The following is a 14,875-nucleotide window of genomic DNA, read 5'->3' on the forward strand; positions in this document are numbered from 1 at the left end:
CTGCCGGGCGGCCGCAAGCGCCGCTGGCATATGGCTGTCATACTCGCGGGCGATACTGGCGTTCGAATATCCGCCAGCCCCCGAATCCCGGGCGCGCGCCGGATATTCATATAAAAGGTAATTCGTTGGCCGCCACCCCCGGCCGCCTTACGATACCTGGCATCGACTGGGCCTGACGCCCGCAGGAATGCTCCACATGCAACGCTTGATATCCCCGATTCTTACCCGCCGCCCGGTGCTGCTGGCCGGTCCGCTCAGCGCGCGCCGCTACGACGCCGTGGTTTCCCTCAACGCCCACCGCGAAGCCCGCAGGCTGCGCGAATCCGCCCAGCGCATCCTGGCCGTTTCCGCCCGCTACATGCTGCCGGGCGCCTGAGCCCGTCCCCCAACGCCGCGGCCTGATCCTCTCCAGGCGCGCAGCGCCCTTCGCGTCCTGCATGCAGTTCCTCCAGCTGCCACCTGCGGTAGCATTGCCGATTCGGCCCGAGACCGGGCCAGGCAGAACAGGAGTCATGCATGCAGAAGGTGGTAATCGTCGGTGGCGGCCACGCGGCGGCGCAATTGTGCGCCAGCCTGATAGAAGGCGGCTTTCCCGGCAGCCTGACGCTGGTGTGCGAAGAGGCCTCGCTGCCCTACCATCGCCCGCCGCTCTCCAAGACCTACATCAAGGATCCGGAAGCTCCGATCCAGCTGCTGCGCCCCGAGGCGGTCTACGCCGACGCTGGCGTGCAGGTGCTGCTGGCCGATCCCGCGGTCGGCATAGACCGCGACGCGCGCACGCTCACGCTGGCTTCGGGCAAGCAGCTGGACTATGACGCGCTGGTGCTGGCCACCGGCACGCGCGCGCGGCGCCTGCCGGACGTGCCCGAAGAACTGCAGAACCTGATCTACCTGCGCAACGCCGACGACGCCGCGCGCCTGCGCGCCGCGATCGCCGACGCGCCGTCGGTCACGGTCGTGGGCGGCGGCTTCATCGGCCTGGAAATCGCGGCCACCGCGGGCGCCCTGGGACGCCCGGTCACCGTCTTCGAGTCCGCGCCGCGCCTGCTGGCGCGCTCCGTGTCGCCCGAGGCCTCGGAACACGTCGCCCGCGTGCTGCACGACTCCGGCGTCGACCTGCGCCTGTCCTCCGACCTGCAACACATCCGGACCGAGAACGGCCGCGTGCGCAGCGTAGTCGTCAACGAGGTGGAGCATCCGGTGGACCTGCTGGTCGCCGGCATCGGCGCCGTGCCCGAGATCACGCTGGCGCAGGCCGCCGGCCTGGACTGCCTGAACGGCATCGTGGTGGACGGGCTGATGCAGACCTCCGCGCCCGGCATCTACGCCATCGGCGACTGCACCTCGTTTCCGTATGCGCGCTGGGGCAAGACCCTGCGCCTGGAATCGGTGCAGAACGCCAACGACCAGGCCCGCACCCTGGCCGGCGTGCTGCTGGGCACGAAAACACCGTATCACGCCCTGCCCTGGTTCTGGTCCGATCAGGGCGCCTTGCGCCTGCAGATCGCCGGCCTGGCGCCGCCGGACACCGAGCGCGTCCTGCGGCCCGGCGCCAAGCCCGGCAGCTTCTCGATCCTGCACTTTGCCGACGGCCATCTGGTCTGCGTCGAATCGATCAACGCCCCGATGGACCACCTGGCGGCGCGCAAGCTGCTGGAGCTGGGCCTGAACCCGCCCCGCGACGTGCTGGCCGACCCCGCCGTGCCGCTGAAAAGCCACTATTGAAGCGGATAGGGATGATATCCGCGCCGGCGTGCCTCAGATAAAGCCGGCGGCGCGGAACATGCGTTCGTAGATCTGGCGCAGGACCGCTTCCTTGCGCTTGTTGTAATCCATGACCTGCATCATGCCGTCCGCCGCCATACGCTTGGCCTGGGCATACAGATCGCGGTCGGCCGCGTGCTGGCGCAGCCAGTCGCGGAACATCCGGTGCCGGATATTCTCGGGACAATCGGGGCCGAATACATGCAGGTTCACGCGCGGCGCGGCCAGCTGCAAAAGACGGTGCTGATGCCAGGACGGCTCGCGCAAGACCAGCACGTAACCGGCGGCTTCCAGCGCGGGGACATAGGCGTCCTCCTGCACGGGGTCGGCCACCGTCAGATCGATATCGATTACCGGCTTGGCCGGCAAGCCCGGAACCGCGGTCGACCCCATGTGCTCGACCGCCAGCGCGGCCGGCCCCAAAGCCTCGCGCACCTGCGTTTCAAGCTGGGCATAACGGGCCGGCCAATCGGGGTCATAAGGTACTACCGCGACCTGCTCCGGCGCAGGCTTGCCGCGAACCCAGGGATCCTCGTCCGGGTCCGAGTCGTAGTGCCGCATGATTTCTTCAGGCGTGGGCGCGCGCCGGTTCCCTGCCGGGGTCAATTGCCGAAAGCGCGGCGCAGGCGCTCCAGTTCGGCGATGTTCAGGCGCTTGGCTTCGGCTTCGGCGTAGTTCCGTTCCCCTGATTCATACGCGCCCTTGTAGATGCACTTGCCGCGGCTCGCGCACTCGCCGCCGGCGCGGGCAGTGGAGGAATACGACTTGGCAGCACCCTGCTCCGAAGTCTTGGGACCGCTGGAGGAGCAGCCGGCCATCAGCGCAGCCGCAAAAATCGCCACACCATAGCGGCTCAACGTTTGAATGGACATTTCCTGGCCCTACAGAAAAGCTGTAGCCGCTGTTATAGCAGGCTCTCGCAGCCCCGGCTCAACAGGCGATTGCTTCAAAACGTTGCCACGTAGCCAGCGATCCCGCGCTCCGGCGCCTAAACCATCAAATACTGCGTCAACTTCTCCAGCATGGCGTCGCAGGCTTGCAGCTGCGAAAGTTCGACGTACTCGTCGGCCTTGTGCGCCACCTCGATGCTGCCGGGGCCGCAGATCAGCACCGAGGTCTGCGCCCACAGCTGCTGGAACAGCCCGCCTTCGGTGCCGAAGGCAGCCTTGGTGAGCGGCGTGTCCGGCGGCAGCCACGAGGCCAGCAGCGCCACGGCCGCCGAGCCGTCCGCCGTGGCCAGGCCGGGATAGCTGTTGACCACTTCGACCCGGGGCGGTTCGGCCTCGGGCCGGGCGCCCGCGGCGCGCATCTTCGTCCGGGTCAGCTCCAGCACCCGCTCCAGGATCTGGTTAGGGTCGTCCTGCGCGACGTTGCGGATCTCGAAATTGACTTCGCATTCCGCGGGCACGATGTTCAACGCCGTGCCGCCCTTGATGGTGCCGGCATGCACCGTGGTGTATGGCACGTCATAGCCGGCCTCGCGCGGTCCGTGTTCGGCCAGGTCGCGCTGCACGTCGCGCAGCGCGCCGATCAGATCGCTGGCCGTATGGATGGCGTTGACGAAATGCGGCGCCAGCCCGGAATGGCCCGCCTGGCCGCAGCACACGGCCCGGTAGGCCGCCTTGCCCTTGTTGCCGGTGCCGATCTTCATCAGCGTGGGCTCGCCCACCACGCACAGCAACGGTGCAGGCTCCATGTCTTGCAGCGCGCGCAGCAGGTGGCGCACGCCGACGCAGCCGATTTCTTCATCGAACGACAGCGCCAGATGCAGCGGGCGCGCCAGCGGCAGGCGAGCCGCGCGGATCATGGCCATCACGGCGCAGGCGACGAAGCCCTTCATGTCGGCGCTGCCCCGACCATAGATGCGACCATCGCGCTCGGTCGCCTGAAAGGGCGGCGTGGTCCAGGGCTGCCCCGTCACGGGCACCACATCGGTATGGCCCGAGAGCAGGATGCCGGGTACTTCCAAAGGGCCGACGGAAGCGAACAGATTGCTGCGCCTGGCGTCCTGCGGGTCCGCCGCCAGCGTGGATGCGATGCCCGCCTGCGCCAGCAATTCCCGCACCCGTTCTATGAGGTCGATATTGGGCGTCAGCGTGACGGATTCAAAGGCGAGCAGTTCGCGCAATAGGTCTGGACTGTTGTCCGGGGTCGGTGAGCTCATGGCATGGACCTGCAAAAGACGGACGGCGCGCGCGCCGTCCATTCACTTGTTTTCAGGAGGCACGTAGGGATCGAAGAAGCTGCCTTCGCTCATGCCCGGAATGTACTGGTCCGAAATGTAGGCGCGGCAGCGCTGCATGAACACTTCAGTCAGGCGCGATGGCTTCATCGGTTTGTAGGTGGTTAGCCCGAGCAGCATGGGCCGGTGTTCGCCCACCAGGCGCAGCCGCACCAGGCGCTTGCCGTCCAGGGCCTGGGTGGACTTCGGCCGCACGTTGAACAGGGCGTAGCCGATGCCGTTGGCCACCATGGACCGCACCACTTCCTCAGAGCGCGAGCGCGCCACGATGTTCGGCTCCAGGCCGAACTTCGCGAACAGGGACATGAAGTAGTCGCGGCTCAGGGGCAGGTCCAGCAACACCATGGGCAAGCGCGCCAGTTCTTCCAGCGTTACCGCGATCTGCTGCGACAGCGGATGCAGCTCGCTGACCACCACGTGCGGCGGCAGGCGCGCCAGCGCCTCGAACGATATCTCGTCGCCCAGCCTCAGGTCGTAGCTGAGCGCAACGTCGATCTCCAGCGTATGCAGCTTGTCGATCAGCAACTGCTGATCGCCTTCGACCATGTGCAGCTCGACCTTGTCGAATGCGCGCGAGAACCCGAAGATCACCTCGGGCGCGATCATGGCCGTGAGCGACTGGAAGCAGCCCACGCGCAAGGTGCCCTGGATGGTGTTGCTGGAAACGGATGCAATCTTGTAGAGGCGCGACGCGCGCTCGAGCAGATCTTCGCATTCGCTCATGACCTGCTGGCCTAGCACTGTCAGCGCCAGGCCCTTGGACGGATGCCGCACGAACAGCTGCACGTCCAATTCGGTTTCGACATGTGCGATGGCAGCCGAGATCGACGGCGCCGAAATGTGGATCTGGTTGGATGCCGCGGCGATACTGCCATGCTTGGCAGTGGCGACGAAGTACTCCATCTGGCGCAGCGAAATGCGATTGAGCATAGTCCGAAGTGAGAAAACTGGAGCAGGCTGGAAGGAGGCGGCGGTCCGCTGCGCAGGCCGCCGGCGCGGCCCGGCGCCAGCGTCAACCGCACCGTGCAAAAGTGTATCCACTATGCCCTGACAGCGGGGCATGGCGCTCCTCGGGTTTTCTCGCACTCGCCGCAAGCCGCAAGCGCTCACGGATTGCCTGGCACGCCAAAGCTCGGCGCGGCGCGCGGGTCCCTGGCGCGGGTGATGTAGGCCTCGATCTGCGGCTCGTAGACCTGCCAGGCCTCGTACAGCCGTTCGACGGGACCTTGCTCGACCCAGTCCATGCGCAAATCGACGATGGGCCAATCCAGGTCCGCCACCACCAGCAGCCCGGCCGAATGCACCGGCCCTTCTTCGCCGCCAGCCGCCTGGCCCGCCAGCATGGCCTGCATCAGGCGCTCGGCCAACGAACCCGAGGCCTGCTCGAACGCCGACAACATGGCCGCCGGCACTTCCAGCGACGCCAGCATATTGCCCGCGCATGCGGCATGCTCGCCTTGCGCGTCGGCCAGGCGACCCAGCGCGTTCGAGCCCGTGAATATGGCCGGCGCCTGGGTGGCATCGATGGCCATCAGCTGCCGGTAGCTGATGAAAGGACGTTCGGCCAGCGCCTGCAGCGCGCCTTCGGGCGTGCGGCCCTCGGCCATCGCGTCGAGGATGAGCGGCCCCAGGGCGGGGTCGGTGATGTTCTGGCTGACCGCCGCGCCTACGCCCGCACGCGCACGGATGCAGCGCGCCGCGACCGCGGGCGACGAGGACGAAACAGCCGCGCCGAATTGGCCGGTGGCCGGGCAGCGGGCAATGATGGAGAAAGTCATGAGCTGGGCCTCCTGCGGCGTCAATCCGGAATAACGGCAGTCGCGTCGATTTCCACCAGCCACTCGGGGCGCGCCAGCGCTGACACCACAATGCCGGTGGACACGGGGAACACGCCCTTGAGCCATTTTCCGACCACGCGGTAGACCGGCTCCCGATAACGCGGGTCGATGATGTAGATCGTGATCTTGCAAATATCCTGCAGCTCGCCGCCGGCCTCCTTGAGCAACATGTCGATGTTCTTCATCGCCTGTTCGGTCTGGCCCGCCGCATCGCCGATGCAGACGCTCTCCGAGGTGTCCAGATTCTGGCCAATCTGCCCGCGCAAGAAGACGGTGCTGCCGCGCGCGACGACGGCCTGGCACAGATCGTTATCGAGGTTCTGTTCAGGGTAGGTTGCCTTGGTATTGAAGGTGCGTATGCGCTTGTGCTTCATGGCTCGTATCTGCATTAGGGTTTATCCGGAGACCCCGCGCCCGCCTGGCTGGCGGCATCGCACAAGGCCGTGACCTGCCCGCTGATGGTCGGTCCAAGCGGGAACGCAGCCTATTTGTTTTTTCCGGCGTCCCGTCTCGGAAATCCTGACGCGGGCGGCGCCCGCCGCCATGCGCATGCGCTCTGCCTCGGCGGCCTCGCGGGGCCATCAGGAAAATCGATCCATGCCAACGGAAAAGGCGACTTGGTGCCTCGGATGGCCTCTCGCATCATTGGTTTTCGCTGGCGTGGCCGGTGCGGCGGGCGGCGGCAACGCCCGGTCCCGGATCGACGGCCGACGTCACCAGATGCAATCCGCAGCAACCTCACCTTACAAGGGATCCGGATGAACACCGCCTCAACGCCGGCGCAAGCCGCCTATCCCCGATTCCGCTACGACGGCTCGGGCGACCTGGCCCGCATCGGGCTGATCTACATCGCTTCCAGCGTCGTGATGGAAGAAGAAATGTGGGCCATGTCCGCCCCAGGGGTTTCCACCCATACCGCGCGCATCAAGCTGCCCAAGGTCACGGTGCAAGGCATCGAAGAGATGATGAACGCGCCTGAACTCGAACAGGCCGCGCGCCTGGCCGGCGCCGCTCCCATCGACGTGCTGCTGTTCGGCGGCACCAGCGCCTCGTTCCTGCATGGCACCGCCTACGACCAGGCGCTGATCCAGAAGCTGCGGCAGTGGGTGCCGGGGCCGCAGATCACCACCGCCTCCACCGCGACGCTCGCGGCGCTGAAGAAGGTCAAGGCCGGCAAGGTTGCGCTGGCCACGCCCTATCTTCCGGAGATCCACGAGCGCGCCATCCGCTTCCTGCAGGAAAACGGCCACGAGGTCGTCAAGAGCGCCTGCCTCGGCATCTCTGACGATCACGCGCTGGCCGAGGTCTCGCTGGAAAAGGTCTACGACCACGTGCTCTCGGTCGATCACCCCGACGCGACGGCCATCTTCGTCTCGTGCACCAACTTCCGCACCGTCGGCGCCATCGAGGCGCTGGAACAGAAACTCGGCAAGCCGGTGATCTCGGCCATCCAGGCTTCGTTCTGGCATTGCCTGGATCTCACCGGCGCGGCGGGCGCCAAGCCCGGCTACGGCTCGCTGTTCAACGGCAACCTGAGCAAGGCCGCAGCGATGTAGACCATTCAACGAAGTGCATGACCAATAAATAAGCAAGGGGAAAATAATGCATCTACACCAAACCATCACGGCGCTGACGCTCGCAGGCGCCTCGCTGTTCGCTGTGACGCCCGCCCAAGCCGAGAAGCTGGTGCTGGGCAACGAAGGCAGTTATCCGCCCTTCAGCATGGTCGACCCGTCAGGCCGCCTGACCGGCTTTGAACCCGACCTGGCGCGCGAGATGTGCAAGCGGATGAAGGTCGATTGCGAGATCGTCGTCATGGACTTCAAGGCCCTGATCCCGGCGCTGCTGCAGAAGAAACTGGATGCCGTGGTCAGCCAGACCAAGCCGCTGCCGGAGCGCAAGGAAAAAGTGCTGTTCGGCCGACCGGTGCTGTTCAACCCGGACTCCTATGTGGTGCCCGAGGCCAAGAACTACACCTTCACGCCGGAGGGCCTGAAGGGCGTGCGCATCGGCCTGCAACGCGGCTCGGCCCAAGCCAAGTACGTGGGCGAGACATTCGGCAACGCGGTGCAGATCGTGTTCTACGACAACCCCGACCAGATCCGTCTCGACCTGGCCAACGGCCGGCTCGACATGAGCCTGGGTCCCAAGATCAGCTGGACCAATGAGTTCCTGTCCAAGCCCCAGGGCAAGGGCTGGAAGTTCGCTGGCGGCGATCTGTGGACTGGCGGCGGTGAAGCCGGATCGAGCTGGATCGCCCGCAAGGACGGCGGCGAACTGCTCAACCGCATGAACGTCACGCTGGACACCATCATCAAGGACTGCACCTTCACCAAGCTGCGCAAGCCGTACATGGAAGTAGAGCTGCTGCCCGAGGAAGCGGCCTGCCGCTAGCAGGATTCGCGCGCGCCGCCCGAGTCCCCGGCACGAGCTTGCCGGACCGGGCGGAACTCCACCCACGCTTGCCAGGAAGACCTCATGCCTTCGATGGGTTTCGTGCAGCAACTCGCGACCGGCGCAATGATGACGATCCAGGTCGCCGTCTGCGCCTACCTGCTGGCGCTCGCGATCGGGACGTTCTTCGCCCTGATCACGCTGCGGCCGACATGGCTGGCCAAGATCGTCTGGATTCCGTATGCCTCCATCTTCACGGGCGTGCCTTCGCTGCTGGTCGGTTTCCTGTTCTATTACGGCGGCTCGCAGATCGTCGCCAGCCTGCTCGCGCCGTTCGGCATCGACCAGCAGATCGACGTAACGCCGTTCATGGCGGCGGTAGCGGCGCTGGGCATGGTGTATGGCGCCTATCTGGCCGACCTGATCCGCAGCGCGATCCAGAACGTTCCCCACGGCCAGTTCGAGGCCGCGCGGGTGCTGCTGGTGCCGCGCACCGCCATCTGGCTCAAGGTGATCCTGCCGCAGATGCTGCGGCTGGCCCTGCCCGGCATGACCAATATGTGGATCGTCGTGCTCAAGGACACCGCCCTCATCTCCCTGATCGGCCTGAAGGAAATCATGGCCTACGCCAAGCTTGCCTCCGGCGTGACCAAGGAGCCTTTCGTCTATTACATGCTTGCGGCCGGCTTCTTCCTGATGATGACCTGGCTCACCTACTACGTGGCGCGCCGTGTCGAAACATGGGCTGCGCGCGGCTTTCATCCCGTCGTGACCAAGGGAGCGTCGCATGCACTTTGACTTCCAGGTAGCCTGGGACAGCCTGCCCAAACTGCTGGCCGGCGCCGGCACCACCTTCGCCGTGCTGCTGCCGGTGCTGGTCATCGGCCTGCTGCTGGCGCTGCCGGTGGCGCTGGCAAGCTTCCGGCCCGGTGCGCGCGCGCTCTTCGCCAGCAGCTACATCGGCTTCTTCCGCGGCGTCCCCAGCCTGGTGCTGCTGTACCTGATCTACAGCGGACTGCCGCAGTTCTCCATCGTGCGCGACACCCCCTTGTGGAGCGTCTTCTCCAACGCCTATGTCTGCGCTTGGCTGGGCCTGGCGCTGACCCATTCCGGCTTCATGGCGGAGATCATCCGCGGCGGACTGGCGGCGATACCCCGGGGCACGATCGAAGCGGCGCAGACCCTGGGCCTGAAGCCTGCGCAGATCCTGTTCCGCCTGCGCCTGCCGCTGGTGGCGCGCTATGTGCTGCGCGCCTATCAGAATGAATTGCTGATCATGGTGAAAAGCACGGCGGCCGTCAGCGCCATCACGCTGGTCGACCTCACCGCGGCCGCCAACACCGTGTTCGACTACACCTATGACCCGTTCACGCCCCTGATCACGGCGGCGGCGATCTACTGGTGCATCACCAACTGCATACGACTTGGCTTCTCGATCGCGGACCGCAAGTTGAACCGCTATCTCGCCAGGGCCTGAACCGCCCGGCCGACCGAACTATCAGAGCGCGAACCATCATGACTGCCATCCTGTCCAGCATCACGCCGCCTGTCTCCGCCACCCTGTCCGAGTGCGCGCCCGCGGTCTCCATCTCGGGTTTGAACAAGTTCTACGGCGCCTTCCACGCCCTGCGGGATATCCACCTGGAGGTCTCCAACGGCGAGATCGTCATCCTCTGCGGTCCTTCCGGATCCGGCAAGTCGTCCCTCATCCGCTGCATCAATCATCTGGAACAGCATGACTCGGGCGACATCCGGGTCAACGGCGCCGAACTGACCCGGCGTCCCGAAGACGTGGAGAAAGTGCGGCGCCAGCTCGGCATGGTGTTCCAGAACTTCAACCTCTTTCCGCATATGACGGTGCTGGACAACTGCACCTTCGCGCTGAAGATCGCCTTGAAGGTTCCAGCCCGCGAGGCCGAACAGACGGCGCGCGAATACCTGGCCAAAGTCAATGTGATCGAGCAGGCCGACAAGTATCCGATCCAGCTTTCCGGTGGCCAGCAGCAACGCGTGGCCATTGCCCGCGCGCTCTGCCTGCGCCCGCGCATCATGCTCTTCGATGAGCCGACCTCGGCGCTCGATCCGGAATCGGTCGGCTCGGTGCTGCGCATCATGGAAAACCTGGCGCAGACCGGCATCACCATGATCTGCGTCACCCACGAAATCGGCTTCGCCCGCAGGGTAGCCGACCGCTGCGTCTTCATGGAGCGAGGCGAAATCATCGAGACCGCGCCCACTGAACAGTTTTTTGGGGCGCCCCGCAGCGAGCGCCTGAAGAATTTCCTCGAGCAGGTTCTGTAGTCAACCATATAGACAAGGGGTTGTCATGATCAAGAAACTCATAGGCGCCGGCATGCTTGCCGGCGCGGCTCTCTCCGCCACGGCGCAGGCGCAGGATGCGCTGGTGGTCAGCACCTGGGGCGGCAGCTTCCGCGATCTCATCGACGAGAACATCGGCCGCGAATTCACGCGGCAGACCGGCGTGCCGGTGAAGTACATCACGGGCGGCACCATAGACCGGCTGAACAAGGCCAAGCTCGCCACCAAGCCGGAAAGCGACATCACGTTCACCACGTCGCATATCGGCTGGCTCTATGTCAACGCCAACCTGTACGAAAAACTTGACCTGAGCAAGATCCCCAACTACTCGCACCTGGTCGACCGGGTCAAGATCAGCCCGTACCATATCGGCAGCTGGGCGTACGTGTACACCATCGGCTACCGCCCCGACCTGGTTCCCGCGGGCGTCACCTTCAACAGCTGGAACGATCTGTGGAGCCCGGCGCTGAAAGGCAAGCTGTCCGCGCCCGATTTCGACCCCAGCCACATCATCGACATTTCGGCCTTGCTGTCCGGCGGCGACGCCAGCACCTGGGAAAAGGGGCAGGAAAAACTCAAGGCCCTGAAACCCAATTTCAAGGCTTTCTACACCAACGACGCCAACAGCCAGCAACTGATCGCCGCCGGTGAAACGCCGGTGCAGGTCGTGCTATCCATGAACGCGTACTACATGATCGGCCAGGGCGTGCCCATCAAGGTGGCGATGCCCAAGGAAGGCGCGGTGCTGGGTGTCGATACCATGGCCATCATGAAAGGCAGCAGCAAGACCGACCTGGCCCACAAGTTCATGGACATTGCGCTATCGCCCGAGGTGCAGGCCAAGATCGTGGCCGCCAAGAAGGCCAGCCCCGTCGTCGACAACGCCAAGGTCTCGCCTGAAGACGCTGCCCTTCCTGGCGTCTTCACGACCAAACAGCAGTGGGACACCCAGGCCATCGTCATCGACGACAAGCTGCGCGCGGAAAAAACGGCCGAGTGGCGCAAGTGGTTTACCGAGAACATCATGAATTGATAGCGCAAGGCCGCGGCCCCTTGGGGCCGCGGCGCCGCCACGTCCTCAACGTAAACCAAGGATGGGTTCACCATGGATGCGCGTTCCACCCTGAGGGGATGGCTGATATCCCCGGCAAGCTTCATCGCCCTGTGCATCTGCGTCGCCATGGCGGCCGTGCTGCAGTACAGCTTGCGCACCTTCATTCCGGGTTCGCTGGACGTCGGCGGCCTGACGCTGACGAACTTTTCGGGCATGGGCAAGCAGATCTACATCGATGCCTTCACCAACACCTTGCGCCTGAGCGTGGAGACCACGGTCTGCTCCCTGCTCGTGGCCTATCCGCTGGCGTATGCCCTGGTCCGGGTGCGCAACCGCGCCATCAAATCCTTCATCCTGATCGTGTCCATCACGCCGCTGTTCCTGGGCGAGATCGTGCGCACCTATTCCTGGATCATCGTGCTGGGCAGCACGGGCTTCATCAATTCGATGCTGCTCAAGACGGGCCTGATCGATACGCCGCTCACACTGATGTTCAGCCATCTGGGCGTGCTGGTGGCGCTGGTGCACGTCACCATCCCCGTCGTGGTGCTGATGCTGGCCACGGCCATCTCGCACATCGACCGCGACTACGAAAAGGCTGCGGAAAGCCTGGGCGCGGGGCCGGTACGCACCTTTCTGACGATCACCCTGCCGCTGTCCATGCCCGGCATCCTGGCCAGCATCACCACCTCGTTCGCCTGGACCTTCAGCGCCTTCGCCACGCCGCAGATGATAGGCGGGGGCCGCGTGCCGACGGTCTCGACGCTGGTCTACCAGCTGGGATTCTCGTCGATGAACTTCCCCCTCGCCGCCAGCCTGAGCGTCATGGGCCTGGGCCTGACGGCGATCTCGCTGATGCTGCTCGGCCAGGTCACGCGCCGTCTCAAGGTCATCGGAGGACATTGACATGAGCATCCGCAAATCCCTGCCCCTGTGGCTGCGCATCGGCGCGCCGGTGCTGATCACGCTGATCCTCGCCTTCGTGCTGCTGCCGGTAGTCGTGGTGATGCTGGCCTCCTTCAACGACAAGGCCCTGCTCACTTTTCCGCCGCAGGCCTGGTCCTGGCGCTGGTTCGAGCGCGTCTTCACCTACGCCGATTTCCGCGATGGCTTTCGCGCCAGCATGGTGGTGACGCTCTGGTCCTCGCTGCTGGCGCTGGTCATCGGCACCGGCCTGGCGATCGCCGTCAAGCGCATGGCGTTTCCGGGCAAGAACATCCTGCAAGCCATCCTGCTCTCGCCGCTGGTGATTCCCCATTTCACGGTCGGGCTGGGCCTGCTGATCCTGGCGGCGCAGCTGAACGTGGACCGCGGCTACGGGATCGTGATTCTGTGCCACGTCATCCTGGTCCTGCCTTTCGTGCTGCGCAGCGTCTATGTCTCGATGGAGAACCTGGACGAACGCCTGGAGCAGAGCGCCGCCAGCCTGGGCGCCTCGCCCGTGCGGGTGCTGTTCACGATTACCGTGCCTCTGCTGGCGCCCGGGCTGTTCGGCGGCTGGCTGTTCGCGGCCATCATGTCATTCAGCGAATTCACCGCCTCGCTGTTCGTAACCACCCAGAGCACGCAGACCTTGCCAGTGACCATGTACAACTATGTGCGCGAGTTCGCCGACCCGACCCTGGCTGCGCTGTCGGTGGTGTACATCGTGGTGACGGCCGCGCTGTTGATCTTCGCCAACCGTTTCCTCGGGCTGAGCAGGATCCTCAATATCGAGGACAACCACTAGAGAATTCTGGGGTGGAATGTTGCTGATTGGTTTGGTGAGATCAGGTTCTTGAGCCGCCGGCGTCCGGACTGCGGGATTCCGATGCTCGCCCCGATGGGGCTGCGCTTCGGATCCCTCCGCCCGGCCACCGGCTCACAATATCTACCCATGAACGGGGTCCAAAGCCGACGCATCAGGCTACTGTCAGCCGAGGTGGTCCGGAGCCATCCGAAGCGCAGCCCCATTGGGGCGAGCATCGGAATGGCGCAGGGCTGCCTCGGCGGCTAAAGAACGCTGACATCTGAGAGCTCGAAGCCCTGCCGCTTCGGTTTTGTGAGGCTGGGTTCTTGAGTCGCCGGCGTCCGGACTGCGGGATTCCGATGCTCGCCCCGGTGGGGCTGCGCTTCGGATCCCTCCGTCCGGCCACCGGCTCACAATATCTACCCATGAACGGGGTCCAAAACCAACGCATTAGGCGACTGTCAGCCGAGGTGGTCCGGAGCCATCCGAAGCGCAGCCCCATTGGGGCGAGCATCGGAATGGCGCAGGGCTGCCTCGGCGGCTAAAGAACCCTGACATCCGCAAGACCCAACGTCAATAGCCGCGCGCGGGATCTACGCGGTTGGCGGGCTCCAGGCCCTGGTTGACGCGCAGTATGTTGTCGGCGATCTGTCCGGCGGCCGATGCTGGAATGGCCACCGAAGCCAGGTGCGGCGTGATCAGCACGTTGTCCATCGCCCAGAGCGGGTCGCCAGTGGGCAGGGGCTCGCGCTCGAACACGTCCAGCGTCGCGCCGCCCAGATGGCCGCTGCGCAGCAGATCGGTCAGGGCGGCCTGGTCCACCAGCGCGCCCCGGGCCACATTGATCAGGGCTGCTCCGCGGGGCAGACGCTGCAAACGTTCGCGATCCAGCAGGCCGCGAGTCTGCGGCGTCAGCGGCAACATCACCACCAGGATGTCCGCGCGCGACAGCACCGTGTCCAGCGACTCCATGCCGGCGTGGCACTCGACGCCTTCGATGCTGCGCGGGCTGCGCGACCAGCCCAGCACCGTCAACCCCTGGCGGCGCAGCTCCTGCGCCGCGCAGGCGCCCAGCTCGCCCAGGCCCAGCACCGCCACACGCACGCCCTCGGGCGAACGCGGATGGCGGTAGGCCCACTCGCCGCGCCGCTGCGCCGCCTCGAAATACGGAATATCGCGCGCATAGCGCAGGGTGGCGAACAGCACGTAGCCCGCCATCATGCGCGCCATGTTCGGATCCGTGATGCGCGTGATGGGTACGCCGGCCGGCAGGTCCTCGCGGCCCACCAGCGAATCCACTCCCGCGCCCAGGGTCACGATAAGGCGCAGGTTCTTCATGCGGTCGAAGAAGCCCTGCGGCGCCTTCCAGGCCAGTGCGTAATGGATGCTGGCCGGGTCGTGCGCCTCGCTGCCGTGCACCATGCGCAGGTCCGGCAGGCGCGCCTGCATGGCGTCGCGCCAGGCCGTGTAGTCGTCGAACTCGCTGTAGAAAACCATCGTGCCCGACACGGCCGGGCGGGAGGATGCATGCATGG

The 14,875-nt window shown here is 65.3% G+C and carries 17 protein-coding genes; 10 read left to right on the forward strand and 7 right to left on the reverse strand.

The window, feature by feature from the left end; genetic code table 11:
- Positions 1–196: 196 nt before the first annotated feature.
- A complete protein-coding gene (locus N5C88_RS29530) occupies positions 197–376 on the forward strand; it encodes a hypothetical protein (RefSeq protein ID WP_059375255.1) in 180 nt (59 codons plus the stop codon).
- A gap of 140 nt (positions 377–516) precedes the next feature.
- A complete protein-coding gene (locus tag N5C88_RS29535) occupies positions 517–1,725 on the forward strand; it encodes an FAD-dependent oxidoreductase (protein ID WP_280016762.1) in 1,209 nt (402 codons plus the stop codon).
- 33 nt (positions 1,726–1,758) lie between these two features.
- On the opposite strand, the gene N5C88_RS29540 is transcribed toward N5C88_RS29535, so the two are convergent.
- The 6 genes from N5C88_RS29540 to N5C88_RS29565 all read right to left on the reverse strand — a co-directional run bounded on the left by N5C88_RS29540 (position 1,759) and on the right by N5C88_RS29565 (position 6,218).
- Positions 1,759–2,325 carry a GrpB family protein gene (locus N5C88_RS29540; RefSeq protein WP_280016763.1) on the reverse strand — a complete coding sequence of 189 codons (567 nt, stop codon included), beginning with the start codon at positions 2,323–2,325 and terminating at the stop codon, positions 1,759–1,761.
- 41 nt (positions 2,326–2,366) lie between these two features.
- Positions 2,367–2,636 carry a hypothetical protein gene (locus N5C88_RS29545; RefSeq protein ID WP_059375267.1) on the reverse strand — a complete coding sequence of 90 codons (270 nt, stop codon included), beginning with the start codon at positions 2,634–2,636 and terminating at the stop codon, positions 2,367–2,369.
- Positions 2,637–2,752: 116 nt separating this feature from the next.
- Complete coding sequence (gene argE, locus N5C88_RS29550; protein ID WP_118931819.1) at positions 2,753–3,928, reverse strand: acetylornithine deacetylase; 1,176 nt, start codon at positions 3,926–3,928, stop codon at positions 2,753–2,755.
- A gap of 42 nt (positions 3,929–3,970) precedes the next feature.
- Entirely contained in the window at positions 3,971–4,936 is a 966-nt protein-coding gene (locus tag N5C88_RS29555) for a LysR substrate-binding domain-containing protein (protein WP_059375270.1), read from the reverse strand.
- A 176-nt stretch (positions 4,937–5,112) separates the two neighbouring features.
- Positions 5,113–5,784 (reverse strand): DUF1028 domain-containing protein, encoded by a 672-nt coding sequence (locus N5C88_RS29560; protein ID WP_118931771.1) that lies wholly within the window; start codon positions 5,782–5,784, stop codon positions 5,113–5,115.
- A 20-nt stretch (positions 5,785–5,804) separates the two neighbouring features.
- Positions 5,805–6,218 (reverse strand): RidA family protein, encoded by a 414-nt coding sequence (locus N5C88_RS29565; protein WP_059375273.1) that lies wholly within the window; start codon positions 6,216–6,218, stop codon positions 5,805–5,807.
- Between the two features lie 384 nt (positions 6,219–6,602).
- Between N5C88_RS29565 and N5C88_RS29570 the strand changes: the two genes are divergently transcribed.
- The 8 genes from N5C88_RS29570 to N5C88_RS29605 all read left to right on the forward strand — a co-directional run bounded on the left by N5C88_RS29570 (position 6,603) and on the right by N5C88_RS29605 (position 13,340).
- Positions 6,603–7,400: an Asp/Glu racemase gene (locus N5C88_RS29570; RefSeq protein ID WP_059375276.1), complete on the forward strand. Its 798-nt coding sequence runs from the start codon at positions 6,603–6,605 to the stop codon at positions 7,398–7,400.
- 46 nt (positions 7,401–7,446) lie between these two features.
- A complete protein-coding gene (locus N5C88_RS29575) occupies positions 7,447–8,238 on the forward strand; it encodes a transporter substrate-binding domain-containing protein (RefSeq protein WP_059375279.1) in 792 nt (263 codons plus the stop codon).
- 84 nt (positions 8,239–8,322) lie between these two features.
- Positions 8,323–9,036 carry an ABC transporter permease subunit gene (locus N5C88_RS29580; protein WP_280016765.1) on the forward strand — a complete coding sequence of 238 codons (714 nt, stop codon included), beginning with the start codon at positions 8,323–8,325 and terminating at the stop codon, positions 9,034–9,036.
- Positions 9,026–9,715, forward strand: a complete 690-nt coding sequence (locus N5C88_RS29585) for an ABC transporter permease subunit (RefSeq protein ID WP_059375283.1) — start codon at positions 9,026–9,028, stop codon at positions 9,713–9,715. Before N5C88_RS29580 ends, N5C88_RS29585 begins: the two co-directional genes overlap by 11 nt.
- 38 nt (positions 9,716–9,753) lie before the next feature.
- Complete coding sequence (locus N5C88_RS29590) at positions 9,754–10,539, forward strand: amino acid ABC transporter ATP-binding protein (RefSeq protein ID WP_059375291.1); 786 nt, start codon at positions 9,754–9,756, stop codon at positions 10,537–10,539.
- Between the two features lie 25 nt (positions 10,540–10,564).
- Complete coding sequence (locus N5C88_RS29595; protein WP_280016766.1) at positions 10,565–11,590, forward strand: polyamine ABC transporter substrate-binding protein; 1,026 nt, start codon at positions 10,565–10,567, stop codon at positions 11,588–11,590.
- Positions 11,591–11,662: 72 nt separating this feature from the next.
- Positions 11,663–12,517 (forward strand): ABC transporter permease, encoded by an 855-nt coding sequence (locus N5C88_RS29600; protein ID WP_251877575.1) that lies wholly within the window; start codon positions 11,663–11,665, stop codon positions 12,515–12,517.
- A gap of 1 nt (position 12,518) precedes the next feature.
- A complete protein-coding gene (locus N5C88_RS29605; protein ID WP_118931768.1) occupies positions 12,519–13,340 on the forward strand; it encodes an ABC transporter permease in 822 nt (273 codons plus the stop codon).
- A gap of 573 nt (positions 13,341–13,913) precedes the next feature.
- On the opposite strand, the gene N5C88_RS29610 is transcribed toward N5C88_RS29605, so the two are convergent.
- Positions 13,914–14,873: a glyoxylate/hydroxypyruvate reductase A gene (locus N5C88_RS29610; protein WP_280016768.1), complete on the reverse strand. Its 960-nt coding sequence runs from the start codon at positions 14,871–14,873 to the stop codon at positions 13,914–13,916.
- Positions 14,874–14,875 lie beyond the last annotated feature (2 nt).

The sequence above is a fragment of the Achromobacter sp. GD03932 genome, assembly GCF_029839485.1.
Taxonomy (GTDB): domain Bacteria; phylum Pseudomonadota; class Gammaproteobacteria; order Burkholderiales; family Burkholderiaceae_B; genus Achromobacter; species Achromobacter bronchisepticus_A.

Coding starts and splice junctions, on each gene's coding strand:
- N5C88_RS29545 (WP_059375267.1), bottom strand. CDS start 2,636: ATGTCCATTCAAACGTTGAGCCGCTATGGTGTGGCGATTTTTGCGGCT.
- N5C88_RS29570 (WP_059375276.1), top strand. CDS start 6,603: ATGAACACCGCCTCAACGCCGGCGCAAGCCGCCTATCCCCGATTCCGC.
- N5C88_RS29605 (WP_118931768.1), top strand. CDS start 12,519: ATGAGCATCCGCAAATCCCTGCCCCTGTGGCTGCGCATCGGCGCGCCG.
- N5C88_RS29580 (WP_280016765.1), top strand. CDS start 8,323: ATGCCTTCGATGGGTTTCGTGCAGCAACTCGCGACCGGCGCAATGATG.
- N5C88_RS29595 (WP_280016766.1), top strand. CDS start 10,565: ATGATCAAGAAACTCATAGGCGCCGGCATGCTTGCCGGCGCGGCTCTC.
- N5C88_RS29575 (WP_059375279.1), top strand. CDS start 7,447: ATGCATCTACACCAAACCATCACGGCGCTGACGCTCGCAGGCGCCTCG.
- N5C88_RS29530 (WP_059375255.1), top strand. CDS start 197: ATGCAACGCTTGATATCCCCGATTCTTACCCGCCGCCCGGTGCTGCTG.
- N5C88_RS29540 (WP_280016763.1), bottom strand. CDS start 2,325: ATGCGGCACTACGACTCGGACCCGGACGAGGATCCCTGGGTTCGCGGC.
- N5C88_RS29565 (WP_059375273.1), bottom strand. CDS start 6,218: ATGAAGCACAAGCGCATACGCACCTTCAATACCAAGGCAACCTACCCT.
- N5C88_RS29585 (WP_059375283.1), top strand. CDS start 9,026: ATGCACTTTGACTTCCAGGTAGCCTGGGACAGCCTGCCCAAACTGCTG.
- N5C88_RS29610 (WP_280016768.1), bottom strand. CDS start 14,873: ATGCATGCATCCTCCCGCCCGGCCGTGTCGGGCACGATGGTTTTCTAC.
- N5C88_RS29560 (WP_118931771.1), bottom strand. CDS start 5,784: ATGACTTTCTCCATCATTGCCCGCTGCCCGGCCACCGGCCAATTCGGC.
- N5C88_RS29555 (WP_059375270.1), bottom strand. CDS start 4,936: ATGCTCAATCGCATTTCGCTGCGCCAGATGGAGTACTTCGTCGCCACT.
- N5C88_RS29590 (WP_059375291.1), top strand. CDS start 9,754: ATGACTGCCATCCTGTCCAGCATCACGCCGCCTGTCTCCGCCACCCTG.
- N5C88_RS29600 (WP_251877575.1), top strand. CDS start 11,663: ATGGATGCGCGTTCCACCCTGAGGGGATGGCTGATATCCCCGGCAAGC.
- argE (WP_118931819.1), bottom strand. CDS start 3,928: ATGAGCTCACCGACCCCGGACAACAGTCCAGACCTATTGCGCGAACTG.
- N5C88_RS29535 (WP_280016762.1), top strand. CDS start 517: ATGCAGAAGGTGGTAATCGTCGGTGGCGGCCACGCGGCGGCGCAATTG.